General features: G+C 67.3%; 13 protein-coding genes. 2 read left to right on the top strand and 11 right to left on the bottom strand.

The window, feature by feature from the left end:
- Nucleotides 1-32: 32 nt before the first annotated feature.
- Entirely contained in the window at nucleotides 33-1,952 is a 1,920-nt protein-coding gene (locus ACFOHJ_RS10240) for a methanol/ethanol family PQQ-dependent dehydrogenase (RefSeq protein WP_378220401.1), read from the bottom strand.
- Nucleotides 1,953-2,645: 693 nt separating this feature from the next.
- Between ACFOHJ_RS10240 and ACFOHJ_RS10235 the strand changes: the two genes are divergently transcribed.
- Nucleotides 2,646-2,999, top strand: coding sequence for a hypothetical protein (locus ACFOHJ_RS10235; RefSeq protein ID WP_378220400.1), 354 nt, complete (start codon nucleotides 2,646-2,648; stop codon nucleotides 2,997-2,999).
- A gap of 36 nt (nucleotides 3,000-3,035) precedes the next feature.
- On the opposite strand, the gene ACFOHJ_RS10230 is transcribed toward ACFOHJ_RS10235, so the two are convergent.
- From ACFOHJ_RS10230 to ACFOHJ_RS10200, 7 genes are all read right to left on the bottom strand, one after another.
- Nucleotides 3,036-3,887, bottom strand: a complete 852-nt coding sequence (locus tag ACFOHJ_RS10230; RefSeq protein WP_378220399.1) for a quinoprotein dehydrogenase-associated SoxYZ-like carrier — start codon at nucleotides 3,885-3,887, stop codon at nucleotides 3,036-3,038.
- A gap of 94 nt (nucleotides 3,888-3,981) precedes the next feature.
- Nucleotides 3,982-4,962, bottom strand: a complete 981-nt coding sequence (locus ACFOHJ_RS10225; RefSeq protein ID WP_378220398.1) for a quinoprotein relay system zinc metallohydrolase 2 — start codon at nucleotides 4,960-4,962, stop codon at nucleotides 3,982-3,984.
- Complete coding sequence (locus ACFOHJ_RS10220) at nucleotides 4,959-5,705, bottom strand: ABC transporter ATP-binding protein (protein WP_378221524.1); 747 nt, start codon at nucleotides 5,703-5,705, stop codon at nucleotides 4,959-4,961. The genes ACFOHJ_RS10225 and ACFOHJ_RS10220 overlap by 4 nt, the downstream gene beginning before the upstream one ends.
- The gene (locus tag ACFOHJ_RS10215; protein WP_378220397.1) at nucleotides 5,674-6,489 is read right to left on the bottom strand and encodes an ABC transporter permease; all 816 of its coding nucleotides are present in this window, start codon (nucleotides 6,487-6,489) and stop codon (nucleotides 5,674-5,676) included. The genes ACFOHJ_RS10220 and ACFOHJ_RS10215 overlap by 32 nt, the downstream gene beginning before the upstream one ends.
- Complete coding sequence (locus tag ACFOHJ_RS10210) at nucleotides 6,486-7,520, bottom strand: ABC transporter substrate-binding protein (protein ID WP_378220396.1); 1,035 nt, start codon at nucleotides 7,518-7,520, stop codon at nucleotides 6,486-6,488. The genes ACFOHJ_RS10215 and ACFOHJ_RS10210 overlap by 4 nt, the downstream gene beginning before the upstream one ends.
- Entirely contained in the window at nucleotides 7,487-7,696 is a 210-nt protein-coding gene (locus tag ACFOHJ_RS10205) for a hypothetical protein (protein WP_378220395.1), read from the bottom strand. The genes ACFOHJ_RS10210 and ACFOHJ_RS10205 overlap by 34 nt, the downstream gene beginning before the upstream one ends.
- 311 nt (nucleotides 7,697-8,007) lie before the next feature.
- Complete coding sequence (locus ACFOHJ_RS10200; RefSeq protein WP_378220394.1) at nucleotides 8,008-8,388, bottom strand: c-type cytochrome; 381 nt, start codon at nucleotides 8,386-8,388, stop codon at nucleotides 8,008-8,010.
- A gap of 307 nt (nucleotides 8,389-8,695) precedes the next feature.
- Here ACFOHJ_RS10200 and ACFOHJ_RS10195 point away from each other — a divergent pair, with 307 nt between their 5' ends.
- Nucleotides 8,696-9,589 (top strand): outer membrane protein, encoded by an 894-nt coding sequence (locus tag ACFOHJ_RS10195; RefSeq protein ID WP_378220393.1) that lies wholly within the window; start codon nucleotides 8,696-8,698, stop codon nucleotides 9,587-9,589.
- Nucleotides 9,590-9,679: 90 nt separating this feature from the next.
- On the opposite strand, the gene ACFOHJ_RS10190 is transcribed toward ACFOHJ_RS10195, so the two are convergent.
- The 3 genes from ACFOHJ_RS10190 to ACFOHJ_RS10180 are packed head-to-tail and all read right to left on the bottom strand — an operon-like array spanning nucleotide 9,680 to nucleotide 14,915.
- Nucleotides 9,680-11,425, bottom strand: coding sequence for an alpha/beta fold hydrolase (locus ACFOHJ_RS10190; RefSeq protein WP_378220392.1), 1,746 nt, complete (start codon nucleotides 11,423-11,425; stop codon nucleotides 9,680-9,682).
- On the bottom strand, nucleotides 11,422-13,887 hold the full coding sequence (locus tag ACFOHJ_RS10185; RefSeq protein WP_378220391.1) for a glycoside hydrolase family 2 protein: 2,466 nt from the start codon (nucleotides 13,885-13,887) through the stop codon (nucleotides 11,422-11,424). The genes ACFOHJ_RS10190 and ACFOHJ_RS10185 overlap by 4 nt, the downstream gene beginning before the upstream one ends.
- 32 nt (nucleotides 13,888-13,919) lie before the next feature.
- Nucleotides 13,920-14,915: a DUF1839 family protein gene (locus ACFOHJ_RS10180; RefSeq protein ID WP_378220390.1), complete on the bottom strand. Its 996-nt coding sequence runs from the start codon at nucleotides 14,913-14,915 to the stop codon at nucleotides 13,920-13,922.
- Nucleotide 14,916: the final 1 nt, after the last annotated feature.

Here is a 14,916-nt window from a genome sequence, read left to right as displayed (position 1 = left end):
ACGGGAGACGTTTCAGGCCGAAGCCTGTTCGGTCAGTCAGGGAGGCCGAAGACGGTCAGCTGGCCACCGAGCGTGGTGTAGTCGGCGAGCGCGGCATAGCCGCCCACGGCGCCAAGGCCCGCCGTGCCAACCACCTGCGCTTCGTCGCCTTGCGCGCGGCCCTGGTCCACCGCGCCATGCCAGGCGGCGGCGTTGTCGGGCGAGAGCAGGCCGCCGGCGAGGCCGATGCCGGCCCAGCCGCCGACGCCGGACAGAACGGCGATGTACTGCTTGCCGTCGCGCTCGAAGGGCGTGACGTTGCCGATGATGCCGGACGGCGTCTTGAACTTGTAGAGTTCGTTGCCGTCGAGATCGACCGCCTTGATGTAGCCTTCGAGCGTGCCGTAGAAGACCACGTCGCCGGCCGTCGCCAATGCGCCGGACCACACCGAGAACTGCTCGGGCTTGGACCAGACGATCTTGCCCTTGGCGGCATCCCAGGCGATGAAGTTGCCCATGGCGCCGTTTTCATTGGGGCCGGGGTACATCGACACGGTGGAACCGACATAGGGCTGGCCGGCGGTGTAGCTCACCTTATAGGGCTCGTAGTCCATGCAGACATGGTTGGTCGGCACGTAGAACAAGCCGGTTTTTGGTGAGTAGGCCGCGGGCTGCTGGTCCTTGGTTCCGAGTGCGGCCGGGCAGATGCCCGCCGTGTTGGTGTCCTCGCCGTTGTTCTGGGGCGAATATTTCGGATCGACGAGCGGCCGCCCGTAGGTCTTGCTTTTCGGATCCATGTCGACCTTGGACGCCCAGTTCACCGCCGGATCGTACTTCTCGGCGACGAGAAGCTCGCCGGTCGCGCGGTCCATGGTGTAGGCAAAGCCGTTACGGTCGAAATGGACCAGAACGTCGCGTTTCTTGCCGTCGATGTCCATGCCGTCGACAAGGATCATCTCGTTGATGCCGTCATAGTCCCATTCGTCGTGCGGCGTCATCTGGTAGAGCCATTTGGCCATACCGGTGTCGGCGTCACGTGCGAAAATGGTCATGGCATACTTGTTGTCGCCGGGCCGCTGGACCGGATTCCAGGTCGAGGGGTTGCCGGTACCGTAATAGATCAGGTTGAGCTTCGGGTCGTAGGAATACCATCCCCACGTCGTGCCGCCGCCGGTCTTCCACTGTTCGCCTTCCCAGGACTTGAGGCTGGAATCGGCGCCAACCGGCTTGCCCAGTTCCGTCGTCTTTTCCGGATCGACCAGTATGTCCTTGTCGGAGCCCGTGGAATAGGCCCTCCAGGCCAGCGACCCGTCCTTCAGGTTGAAGGCCGCGAGCGAGCCCTGCACGCCGAATTCGGCGCCGGAAATGCCGATCAGGACCTTGTCCTTGACCACGACGGGCGCTGCCGTGCCGGATTCGCCCTTGCCGCCGTCGGTGTTCTCGCCGTTCTTGACCTTCCAGACTTCCTTGCCGGTGGTGGCATCGATCGCCACGACGTTGGTGTCCGCCTGGTTAAGCAGGATCAGTGCCGGATGGTCGTCGCTTTTGGGCGCATAGGCGACGCCACGGTTGACGGTGTCGCAGCACATGATCGGAATGACGTTCGGATCCTGCTTGGGCTCGTATTTCCAGAGAATCTTGCCGTCGTTCTTCAGGTCGAGCGCGTAGACGATGTTCGGGAACGGCGTGTGCAGATACATCACGTCGCCGATGATCAGCGGGCCGCCTTCATGGCCGCGCAGCACGCCGGTGGAGAAGGTCCACTTGACCTGCAGGTTCTTCACATTGTCCTTGTTGATCTGGTCAAGCGGCGAATAGCGATGGTTCGCGTAGTCGCCGGTCTGCATGACCCAATCGCTCGTGTTTTCGCTCATCTTCGCCAGTTCCTCGTTGGCGAAGGTAAGGCCTGTCATGCCGAACGACAGAATCGTGGCGGCTGCCAGGACTTGGGTGGTTTTGGATAGTACACGCATTCGAGTCCTCCCGATGGTCACAAAGTCAAATCGTCGTTCAGCCCACCAGGGCATGCCCCGCCGATCCAGGTGTGAGGGGAAGTATTTCCGGCAGCGTGTCACGACCATGCCAGGCGAGCAGCGGGCACCTTTACCACCCGCCTCGCTTGGCCTTCGAAGGACTTCCGCTGCTCCCTATAACAGCGGACCCATTGAAGCCGGAAACAAGAAAAGCCTAGGCCATTCAAAACGGATAGGCAAGCACAATAATGGAATTCGGGTTCCCGCCGGATTTGCACTGCAATATATAAAATTGTGCAGCGCAATATACACTATTGTCCGGCTAATTTATATAGACGTTATAGTATTCACGATTATTGCGGGTACCCGTTTTCATGACCACCATGGATTGGTGCGTAAAAGCGTATCTGCGCGTATCTTGAATACTCCGGGACATTCGGTTGCGGCATGCGGCGTTGTCTTGCGGGCCTGCGGCCGGCCACGCGCATGATCCGCGGCGTCCCGGCGACTTGAAGATTTAGTCATGGGCGGGGCGAGCCGGTTGCGGCAGCCCGCAAGCGCGCCGCAGAGGGCGCCCTGGTACTTTAGTCCTAGGCCCGATCCGTCTATGCTTGACCCCGCGGCTGCGATGGCGGCACATGCACGGCGGCGAATTCATGGCGGCACCATGTTCCAGCGACACGGAGATTTCCGATGATCAGACATGCTGCACTTTCGGCCCTCGCCGGGCTGGCGATGCTTGCGCCGGCGGCGGCCGGTCCCGCCGACACCGCGCCCGGCTATCCTACCGTCGCCGTGGTCGACTACGTGCTCGGCTGCATGCGTGCGAACGGCCAGACGCGGCAGGCGCTGGAGGCCTGCTCCTGCTCGATCGACGTCATCGCCTCGATCCTGCCCTACGACCGCTACGAGCGGGCTTCGACGTTCAAGAGCATGTCGCTGATGACGGGCGAGGGCGCGGGGCTGTTTCGGGAAAGCACGCCCGCCAAGCAGTCGCGCACCGAACTCAAGCAGGCCCAGGCCGAAGCCGACGTCCGCTGCTTCTGACCGGGGCGCTTTCCGCTTTGGCGTAGGCCGTCCCGGCTACATGCCGGTGGTTTCCAGCGGCCAGGATTCCTCGAAATTCTTGCCCTTTGTGTCGCTCGCCTCGGCCTTGATCACGCCCGCACCCTTCGGCGTGTAGTCGAAGCGCAGGTTGGGGTCTTCCGAAATGGAGATGCCGCCTTCCATGGTCAGCAGCAGGCGCTCGCCCTGCGATATCTTCAGCGTGTCGATGAAATGCGCGGGGATGTAGTACTGCGTCAGCGGATCGCGTTGCAGGCCGGAATTGTTGGGGTGGCGGATCATGAGCTGCAGCTCCGGCTCAGCGCCGCCCGTGTCGGTGGCCGCGAACTGGCGCAGCTTCATCTGCCCCATCGTCTTCATCGCCTCGGTCATGTTCTTCACGGCCGGCGCCGAGCAGCCGCCCGAAGCCTTGATGAAGACCTTGCTCATGTGCAGCTTGCCGTCCGGCGTCTCGGCGATGGCGCGCAGGTAGGAATAGTCGTTGACGCGCAGCCGCGTCGCCAGCCGGGTGATGCCGGCATCCTTGCCGATCGTGAAGGTCGCAGCCACCGGCGAAGGATTGACGTCGACGATCAGCGTCAGCGCCTTGATGCCTTGCGGCGCCCGCGCCGCGTCGATGCTGACGGTGATCGGCACCAGCGCGGCGTCCTCGGCCCGCTTGGGCGCCTCGATGGCGACGAGGCCGTCGTCCTCGGCCAACGCCTTGTCGCCGAAGACATCGCCCTTGAAGCTTTGCCATATCTGGTCTGACGAAGCCGGGGTCTCTTGCGCGACGGCGGGTTGCGGCGCCAGCGCCGCCATTGCCAGCGCGCCGCAAAAAGCCATGGCCGGCAGGATCGCCGGTCCGTTCCGGAAAGCGTTCAACCGCATTGGATGCCTCCACCGATGGAAGAAGGTGGTGCCCGGCATGGGCCGATGATAGCGGCTCGGGCGGCGGATGACAATTCGCCGGCGCGTGCCGGCTTCATTCCCACTCCAGTTCGGCATAGGCGGCGGTGGCGTTGCGGCCGTTATAGGCATCGAACAGCGCCCAGTTGCCGGCCTCGCCGCTGCCGGCAACGGCTGCGGCCTCCGCCATCGGCGTTCCGGCCGCGATCGCCTTGCGCAGGTCGGCCGCCAGCGCCTCGAAGTAGCGGCGCTCGGCCGCCAGCGCCTCCGGCCAGGGCGAGGGCACCGGCCCGTGGCCGGGCACCACCTGCCTTGCGGGGAGGGCGGCGAGCCCGTCCATCTGGCGCATCCAGCCGAGCAGCGAGCCGTCCAGCGACGGCAGGTGCTTTACGAACACCAGGTCGCCGGCAAACAGCGTGCCCGTCGCCGGGTCGAGCACGGTGAGGTCGTTGTCGGTATGCGCGGCCTGCCAGGCCTTCAGGTCGAGCCTGCGGCCGCCGAGGTCGAGCTCCAGGCTGTCCTCCACCAGAAGGGTGGGCGGCACGATGGCGATATCCTTGATCAGGGCTGGCCCCAGTTGCTCGCGGAAGCTTTGCAGATAATAGGCTCCACGCGCCTCCAGCGCGCGCGGCAGGTTGGCATGGCCGACGACGGTCGCCCCGAGGTCGCGGAAGGCGGCGTTGCCGAACACATGGTCGGGATGCATGTGGGTGTTGACCAGATAGCGCACCGGCTTGTCCGTCACCTCGGAGATCGCGGCGATCAGCCTTTGCGCCTCGACGAGACTGCCGCCGCTGTCGATGACGGCCACGGTCTGTTCGCCGACCACGACGCCGAGATTGGCCGTAGCCCCCTGGTTCTCCGGGGTTTCGAGCTCGATCGCCCCCTCATAGGCGAAGACGCCGTCGCCGATCTGCTTCAGCGGCAGCGCATTGTCCCCGGCCGCCAGCGACAGCTTCGGTGCGACGGGAGCCAGCATGGCCGCCGCGCCAAGGCCGGCCAGGACGCCGCGCCGGGTCGGATGCGCCGTGGCGCGGGCGGGCGGACGAGGCTTCATGGCGTACCGTGGCCGGGAAATTTCTCATGGAAGGAGCGCATCAGGTCGCTGATCACCCGCGGGCTGCGGTTTTCGCGCGGCAGCCTGATGTCGAAAAGGCCGGCCACGTGTCCCGGGCGCGGCGACAGCACCACGATCCGGTCCGACAGCACCATCGCCTCGTGCAGGTTGTGCGTCACCATCAACGCCGTGGTCGGGCGTGCCGACCACACCGACATGAGTAGTGTTCGCAGCCGCTGCGCCGTCCGCTCGTCGAGCGACACGAACGGCTCGTCCAGGAACAGGACGGTCGGCTCGACCGCGAAGGCCCGGGCCAGGGCGACGCGCCGCGCCAGTCCCAGCGAGAGCTCGCCCGGATAGAGCGCGCGCATGCCGGCAAGGCCGAGCGCCTCGAACAGCCCGTCGAGATCGGCGTCGCGGCGGGCCTTGGGCAGTACCAGCCGCACGTTCTGTTCCACCGTGCGCCAGGGCAGCAGCGTCGGCTCCTGGAACACGGCGGCGATGCGGGCGTCCTCGCCGCCCGGCAGCCGGTAGGAGCCGGAAAAATCCCGGTCGAGGCCAAGCAGGATGCGCAGCGTCGTGGTCTTGCCGCAGCCCGAAGGCCCGAACAGGCAGGCGAACTCGCCCTGCGCCACGCTGAAGGAAAGGTCGCGCAACGCGACGACCGGCTGGCCGGTCGCCGACAGGAAGATCTTTTCGGTGACGCCGACCTCAAGCGGTGCGGCGACGCCAGCGGGTGGCATATCGTTCAAGAGGCTGCACCATCGCAAATTCGACCGCCAGCATCACTGCCACGAAGGCAAGCGTATAGGCCAGTATGCCGGCGACGTCGAAAAGTTGGAAATAGAGGCTGATCTGGAAGCCGACGCCGTTGGAGCGGCCGAGCAGTTCCACCACCAGCACGATCTTCCAGATCAGCGCGAGGCCGGAACGCGAGGCCGCCGCCAGGTAGGGCTGCAACTGCGGCAACAGGATATGGCGGATCCGTTCCATCCGGCTCAGCCGGTAGACGCGGGCCATGTCGGAATAGGCGGGGTCGAAGGCGCGGGCGCCCTCGCGCAGCGTCACCACCACATTGGGGATCTTGTTCACCGCCACCGCGCCGATGGCGGCCGCCTCGTTGAGGCCGAACCAGATATAGGCGAGCACGATGAAGACGAGCGCCGGGATGTTGAGGAACAGGATCAGCCACGGGTTGAAGAATCGGTCGGCGCGGCGCGAGACGCCGAGGAAGACGCCGATGGCCGTGCCGATGCTCATGGCGACGACATAGGCGGCGGCGACCCGGGCAAGCGTCGCGCCGAGATGGTAGAAGAGGTCGCCGTTCGCGGCTTCCGAAACCAGGGTCTGCCAGACGGCGGCGGGGGTCGGCAGCGCCCGGCTGTGCCAGCCGTTCGCCGCCACCCACCAGACGAGGCCGAGCCCCAGCAGCGACACCGCCACGGTAAGCGCCGGCATGAGGGTGCTGGCGGCGGTGCCGGTCCTTGCGGCTGTGGTGGTGGTCGGGCCAGGCTCGCGCGGCGTCATCCGCTGCCCTGCCAGAAGGTTCCGGGCGCCATGTCCGGGGCGTTGCCGACCAGCTTTTCGCCGCCGATCCCGGCCAGCACCCGGTAGAGCCGGGCGGCGTCCTCGGCATCCTGCGCGACGGGCCGCGCCGGGATGCCCTGGCGGTAGCGGTCGCGCAGCTTCTCCAGCTCCGCGCCTTCGGCGCGCACGATCGGCGCCAGCGTGCGCCATTCCTCGTCGGATTTCGCCAGCACGTCCTTGGCGGCGGCCGATGCCTTCATGAAACCGGCCAGCGCGGGCTGGTTGTCCCTCGCCCAACGTTCGCGAAAGACGTAGCCCAGTGCCGATACGGGGCCGGAAGCGCCGAGCGCCTTCGCGGCGTCGTCGGCGCCGATCAGCCGGCGAAAGCCGTTCGCCTCCAGCCGGGCGCAGAAGTGCCAGAAATTCAGCACCGCGTCGAACTCGCCCTCGATCGTCTTCTGCTGCAGCAAAGGCGGCGCGCCGAAGGCGACCTCGGCCTGCCGGGTCAGGTCGAGGCCGTGATCGCGCTCGGCCATCGCCCGGATCAGCAGCCAGCTCTTGTCGAGCGGGCCGCCGGCGACCGCGAGTTTCCTGCCGGCGAGGTCGCCGAGCGCGCGAATGGGCGAGCCCTCGCGCACCATGATTGCGCCGACGGCGGTCGAGTAGGGCAGGAGCGTGACGTCGTCGCCATCGGCGCGCAGGCGCGAGACCCACAGCCAGTCCGACACGATCATATCGAGATCGCCGGCCAGAAAGGCGACATTGCTGGCGTCCTCGCCGGCGAAGGGCACGATGTCGAGGGCGACGCCGTTGGCGGCGTCGAAACCGTGCCGCCGGATGGTCTCGAGCTCCCAGCTTACCGTGCCGAATTTGAGGATGCCGATGCGCACTTTCGGCACCGCCCGGCCGGGCGTCGGCAGGATCGCGGCGCCGGCGCCGGCCAGGGCAAGGCCGAGCAGGGTCCGGCGGGAAACGCCCGTGCCGCGCCCCTTCGGCGTCAGATGTCCTGCTGCCGGCCCGGGAAGGCGCATCGCCAGCGCTTGACCTTCAGTTTGGGATGCTGCTGCGACCATTTCGCGATCTCGCTGGGAGCCAGGAACATGCAGTTCGTCAACTGGCCGTTGCTTTCGAAATAGAGGTGCTCGTCGCGGCACGCGCCCGGGTTGGCAACCAGACAGACCGTCAGAATAAGGTCGACCATGTTCATATCCGCACCCTGCCGTCCGATGCCGAGCCTGCCCGCCGCAAGGAAAGCGCCCGCGTCCTGCGCAGGCGGCCGCCGCCGCTACGGCTTCCTCAGGTGCCAATGGGGAGCCGGATGAGAGGCTAAGCATTCTTGGCCCGACCGTCAACCAAGGCATGCTCGCGCCGACGGGCGTCGCCCGGTGGGAAACGGCGCGACCGCGCGTGCCGGGCGGAGGCCTACAATAGGCAAGCCATGCCTGGCCGCGTCGGCAGCCGGGCATGGGATGACGGAAGGTCGACCGGCGGCCCTACCGGCCGGCGGTGCTTTCCGGCTTACTTGGATTCCTGCTCCAGGTAGGCGATGACGTTGGCGATATCGGCGTCATCCTTGAGGCCGGCGAAGGCCATCTTGGTGCCCTTCACCATGCCTCGGGGGTCGTGCAGGTACTTGGTGAGTTCTTCCTCGTTCCAGACGAGGCCGTTCTTGCCGGCTTCGGTCATGGCGGGGGAATATTTGAAGCCGGGATGCGTTCCGGCCGTGCGGCCGATGACCCCGTGCAGCGATGGCCCGACCTTGTTCTTGTCCTCGTCCGCGACATGGCAGGCCTTGCACTTGGCGAAGACCTTCTCGCCGGCGGCGGCATCCTGGGCCTGCGCCTGGCTGGCCATCAGGCCGATGACGGATAAAGCGGTTAGAATGGTGATTGCACGCATGGCAGCTCCTTGGGGATCGACAGGGTGCCCTGTTCGACGGCGCATGCCTTCCGCTTGGGTTGGCCGGCATGCGCGATCGGCCCCTATCCCTTACCAGTGGGCCGACACGCTCCAAGCTAGTGGCCGGGCGGCCAAAGTCAACGGGCTTCCTGGCCGGCGGCCGGGCGGGCGGCGGAAGTGTCCCAATACATAAGATCGAATCGATTCTTGGTTAATCAACAGCGTTAAGCCGCCGTTAAATTTTATATTTCATTATGCACGCGAAGTAAGCAATGCGCGCCTGCAGTTCTGCGGGATAGGGGTGGTCATGTTCGATTCTGTCAGGAAGATGCTTGTCGCGGCCATGGTGGCCGGTTGTGCCGCGCCGGCTTTTGCGGCCGACATGCCTGAGCCGACCGTCGTGGAACCGCCGCCGGTCTACGAAGCGGCGCCTGTCGAATATGGCGGCTGGTACATCCGCGGCGACATCGACTACCACAAGTCGAAGATGCGGGGCACCAACTACATCACCTACGGCGCCGAGCCCTGCCCCACCGATTGCGGCGATCCGGATGCCTGGCAGGGCGTCGGCGGCAGCAAGAGCTTCGACACGACCGAACTCAGGAGCGCCTTCTCGATCGGCGCCGGCCTCGGCTACCAGATCAACCGGTATTTCAGGACGGATCTGACGGTCGACTACTGGCTGAAGAGCAAGTTCAAGGGCAGCACGTCGGATGACGGCAACTTCGGTTGCGGCAGCCCCACCGTCCCCTGCCAGTCCGTCGATCGCTCGAAGATGTCGGCGCTTCTGCTGCTGGCCAACGCCTATGTCGACCTCGGCACCTGGAACCGCGTTACGCCGTATATCGGTGCCGGCATCGGCGGCGCCCACGTGCGCTGGGGCGACCTGATCAACGACATCGACGGGTTCGAGCAGCGTCACAAGGGCTCCAAGAGTTGGCGCTTCGCCTATGCCCTGATGGCCGGTGCATCCTACTGCCTGACCGACCGGGTCGCGCTCGATGCCGGCTATCGCTTCACCCGCATCGAGGGCGGACGGATGTTCGAGCGCAACGGCGCCGGCCCCGGCTTCGACAAGGGCTTCAACACACATGAGGTCCGCGCCGGCCTGCGCTACAGCCTGGGCGGCAGCGCCAACGGCTGCAGCGAACCGCAGGCCGTCGCCTACGAGGTACCGTCGGAGCCGATCTACACCAAGTAGAAGCACATCCGCGATCACGACTGGAGAAAGGCCGCCGGCACGAGCCGCGCGGCCTTTCCCGTTTTGGAAGGCCGGACCGTCCGCCCGTTGTCAGGAGACGCTGGAGGCAATCACGGCGGGTTTCCCGCGCTTCGTGTCGGCTACCCCAAGCAGCCTTACGAGATGGTCGATGACTTCGGCGCGGGCGCGTGCCGGTGTCAGCGTATGGTCGGCGGCGGCGATAAGCGCGGTTGTCACGCCGCCTATCCGCTTCAGTCGCGTCCCGTCCGGCCCGAAATGCCGGGCGATCTCCTCGAGGCTGAGGTCGCCTTCGCTATTGATGACGAGGACGCGCGTGCCGCTTGCGGCAAGATCCTGCATCCAGCGCTCGACGGACCCGCCGGCTAGGCGCTGGGCGCGTGTCAGCCCGGATTTGGACAGTTCCATGGAGCGCCGCAGGATGCGCTTGCCGAGCCTGGAGGCCGAGGTTTTCAGCTTTCCGCCCGGCGCGTCCGCTTCCCTGGGTTCGCCGACCAGCGGGTCGCGGGCATTGTCCCGGATTTTCGACAGTCCCATGTCGAGCGCATAGGAACTGTTCCAGGAAAAGCAGAGCGGGTTGACCATCGCCAGATGGGCGATGCGGGCGTCGTGGCGCGCGGCGTGAAAGGATTGGTAGCCGCCGGCGCAGATGCCGGCGGCGCAGACCTGCGCGAACCCGGCCTGCTCGAGCCAGTCCAGGATGCGGGTCACGTCGCCGCCAACCCGCGCGTCGTAGAGGAACAGCCGCTTTTCCTTCGGCGTTTCGCTCTGGCCGAGGCCGGGCAGGTCGACGCGCATCGAGCCTATTCCGCGGCGGGCGAGCGACCGCGCCATTTCCACGCCGCCACGGGCCCAGCCGACATGCGGGATCGCCCCGGCGTTGAGGATGAGCACGATCTCGGTCAGTGCCGGAGCGCCGACGGGCAGGCACAGGACCCCGCAGATCTCCGGCGAGGGGCCGAGCACCACCGGCTGTTCGACATATCCGTCGCCTTCCAGCATGGGAGGTGGCTTTGCGGCGACTGGGCTCGACTCCGCCTTGCCCGGCTTGCCCGCTTGGGCCGCCCATTCCACGATCTCGGCCAGCGTCGAATGCGGGATGTCGTTGGCGGTCGGGTTGCTCATCAGGCGGCTGAAGCCGTCGAACGGTTTTAGCCGGACGGCAACACCCGTTGCCATGGCCTGCTCCGCCAGTTCCGCATGGGCGGGCGTGATTTGCGACGGCATCACCAGCAATTCCTTTGCCGGCAAAGCGGTGAGCCGATCCCGCCATTCGAGCGCGCGCAGTTCCGCGACCGTTTCCGCGCTTAGCCGGAAGCCGGCGGCCTCGATACCGTCGAACGGCTCCGGCGTGCCTGCGGGCTGGGCCGGCAGGGCGGCGTCGATCATGCGCGAAAGCCCGGTCATCTCGCGCATATAGGCCTTACCCGACAGCGGCGGCGCCAGCAGCGCCAGCCCGGCTACGTCGGTTCGGCCGGCAATGGCGGCGGGCGCGAGCAGGGCGCCCAGCCGGAAGCCGATCACCAGCACGTCGTCGACGCCGGTCTCCGCCTTCAGCCGGTCGATGGCGGCGGCGATGCTGCGGGTCCAGGCGGCGACACGGCCCGGATCGGTATGATCGCCGGCGGCGTCGCCGCAGCCGGGATAGTCGAATTGCAGGACCGGCAGGCCGGCTTCCGCCATCTGCCGCGCCATCAGCGTCAGGAAGCGGCGGCTGCACAGATCCTCGAAGCCGTGCGCGCCCGCGATCACCACGCCGCGCCCGCCGGCCGCCGGGTGCAGCCAGCCGACCGTTTTGTCGAAGACGACCGGCTTCATGCTGTGCCTCCCGACGGCGACCCGCCATCGAAGCTGACTGCCCGCTCGGCGTTGAGCGCGGTGACGATCCCGGCGGGCGGCGGCCTTGCCGCCGTCGCGATCAGCCGCACCGTCCTTTCCCGGCCGGGAACCAGGTGGAAATAGTCGTCTTCGGCGCGGAAGGCCGATGCGCCGACATGGACGTAATAGGCGGTCCGCTTGCAGGAAAGCCGCAACTGCCAGCCATCGCCATTGGCTTCCACATAGGTCTGGAGGCCGACGTCGCGGCGCGCCGTCATCGCCCCCGGCAGGACGTGGAAGGCCTCGGCGAGCACGGTCCCCTGCCCGTCTTCCAACCGGACGACGGTGAGTTCGTGGGCGGCGGGACCGAAGCGATAGGCATAGGAAATGTCGAAGAAGGCGCCGAGCAACGCGAAGGCCGGCAGCGTCAGCGCGCCATGCGCCGGCACCGCGACCGCGCGCTTGCCCACCGCAACCGGCGTCGCGCCGTCGCGCAGGCAGGTGAGGCTGAGCAATCCTTCGACCGGCTGCGGCCCGTCGTTGACGAGGTGCACGTCGAGCCCGTTGACGCCTTCGTCGGTGAGCATCAGGCGCAACGGCTGGAAGGCGCGCTTCATCGCGTGCCAGACCGATTTGGGCCGCCCGGTCGCATCGACCGCGCCCCAACCGGCGCCGATGGCGAGGTCCTTCCAGAACAGCCTCAGCGCCCCGGCCGTAGGCGAGGCCGGCCGCCGCCATTCGTCGATCGTGCGTTCCACGACCTCGGCCGTCACCGCCCGCGACAAGGCGAGATAGCGGCCGGGATCCTGGGTGCGCAGCCGGCGCGCATCGACGTCGAAGATCGTTTCCAGATAGTGCTCGCGCACGTCCTCGAAATCCCACGATGCGGCGGCGTCCCTCGGGACGGCTGCCTTCCAGCGCGGGTCGTGGACGGGCGGCACCGGCAGGTGGGCGTCGAGCGTTTCCTGGTCGGGCACGTTGGCAAAGGCGAGGCATTCGCTGGCGAAGCGCACCTCGGCGCGGCGCGCATCCTCCAGCGGCCGGCAATAGGCGCCGACGCCATAGTAATGCACCGGCCCCGCCTCGGCGGTGAACGGCAGGGTGCCGCCATGCGGCGACGAGGCGACGAGGACAAGGCCGGGACGGATGGTTTGAGCGAGCGGTCGCACCACCGTGTCGAACCACGGCGTCGGGTCGGTGGTCACGGGCAGGCCCATCATCGCCGCCTGCTGGGCGATCTCGCTGCCGCCGCACAGCACCGCCAGCGACGGCGAATGCCGCAGCCGCCGCAGCAGGGCTTCGACCTCGTCCGCCAGCGCCGTGCACCAGTCGGCGTCGCGCGCGGGGTAGTCGAAGTTGGCCAGCATCAGGTCCTGCCAGACGAGGATGCCGAGTTCGTCGCACAACTCGTGGAAGGCTTCGGATTCGTAGACGAAGGTGCCGGCGACGCGCAGCATGTTGACGCCCGCCTCGCGGGCAAGCTGCAGGTCGGCCGCCACCGAAGCCGCGCCGGGGCTGGCGATGTCGGCCGGCGTCCATACCGATCCGCGGCAGAACACCGGCACGCCGTTGACGGTGAGCCGGAAGGCGCGGCCATCCGCCCCACGGTCGAGTTCGATGCTCCGGAAACCGACGCGCCCGAGCGCGATCTCCGTCTCGCCCAGCCTGGCGGTCACCGCATGCAGCGTCGGCGCCCCGTGGCTGTGCGGCCACCAGGCGGCCACGTCGGGCACCTCGATGCGCGCCGTCAGCGCGCGGCCGTTACCGCCGAGCCGGGCCGTCCGCCCGGCGCAGGTGATCGACGCCTCGCCCGCGCCGAGCGGTTCGGCGAGGGAAAGTTCCACGTCGAGGAGGCCGGTCGTGCCGTCGAGATCGGCGCGCATGTCGATGTGGGCGATGCGCGGCGCGCTGCCGTCCTTCGCCAGCAGTACCGGCCGCCACGGACCGACCATGTCGATGGCGGGACACCAGCCGGGCATGTGGCCGATCAGCGTGGTGCGTACCAGCCGCAGGCGCTGGTCGTCGATCATGCGCGGCTTCCAGCGAGCGCGCGGCCCCTTCAGCGTGTCGAGATGGGCATCCAGGCTGCGAAAGGCGATGGCGAGCATTTCGCCGCCGGTGAGGATGGCGGCGGCCTCGAGCGGGGAAAACATCGAGGTGGAGGTGAGGATCAGGCGGTCGTCGAGATAGATTTCGGCGACGGTCGCGAGGCCTTCGAACACGAGCCGGACCGGACCTGTCGCGTCGAGCCGGCGACGATACCAGATGTCCTTGTCGTGCAGGGGTTCGGGCGCGCTGCGCCGCCACAGCCCATGCGCTTCGAGCGCCGCTGCGGCGGTGCCCGGGCACGATACCTCCAGCCAGCGGGCGGCGGGGTCGATGCTGCCCGGCCCGGCCCATGCGCCGGCCGGCGACAGCGCGAATTGCCAGCCGTCGTCCAGCCGTTCGACCGCTGCCGTCATTGCGCCGCCCCGGTTCCTGCCTGCGGCAATGGTCAGGCCGCCTTTGCCAGCGTGGCCATGCGCGCATCGAGCACGCTCATGACTACGTCATAGGCATCGGCCATCGGAACGATCATCGCGTCCAGCCCGTCGAAGCGTCCGCGCGCCATGGCGCGCGCCAGCTTGAACTGCATGGTCTTGGCGCCCTGGGCGATGCGGCCGGCCGTCTCGACGGCCGGCGCGAGGCCATCGGTTCCGTTCCCGCCCAGCCATTCGAGATGGCTGGCGAGTAGTTCGAAATTGGCGCCGACCTGCCGCAGCGTGTTGAAGGCGTAGGTGTGGAAATAGTCCGGGGCGCGCCCGGCCAGCGCCTCGGCATGTCGGCCGAAGGCGGCCGCATAGGCGGCAAGCGGGTTGCGCTTCGGCCGCCGCGCCAGATGCTTTGCGAGCAGCCGGGCCGCCGTCCCTGCCGCATCCCGGGCCGGCGGCGCGGCGTCGAACTTCACGAATTCGGCATAGGGAAACAGCGGCAGCGCGCCGGCGGGCAGGCCTTCCCACTGGCCGAAAATCCCGTCGTAGTCCTCGCCCTCGAGAGCGAAGTAGCCGTCATTGTGGAAATAGGTCATGCGCCGAGCCGCCGGGTCGAGCGAATTGATGCCGACGGTCGTCTTGGAATGATGGCTGCGGTAGCTGATGCCCCCGGTGTCCGGCAGGTGGAAGGCGTCGACCTCCACCAGCGGCAGGCGTCCGCGCTCGATCTGCGTCAGCGCGTGCGTTTCCAGCCGGTCGAAGATCGCCAGTTCCTGGATGTCGAGACCGGCGAGCCGGTTGAGGTCGGCGGTCGGAAACTTGAAGAAGGTGAACTGGTCGCCCTCGAAGTCCTGCCCGACCGTGAAGCCGAGCGCCGTCACCGGGTCGTGGCCGGAGGCGTGCATCACCTCGATCAGCAGGTCGACATAGCAGTTGCTCTGCGGCCAGTGACGCTGCGCGTCGTGCAGCCGATGCGGCCGGTAGCTGGCCGGATCGAGGCCGGCGATGACCGTCCGCATG

Source organism: Aquamicrobium soli (assembly GCF_042646345.1).
Taxonomy (GTDB): Bacteria; Pseudomonadota; Alphaproteobacteria; order Rhizobiales; family Rhizobiaceae; genus Mesorhizobium; species Mesorhizobium soli_A.
This window is presented reverse-complemented; position numbering and strand designations above follow the sequence as displayed.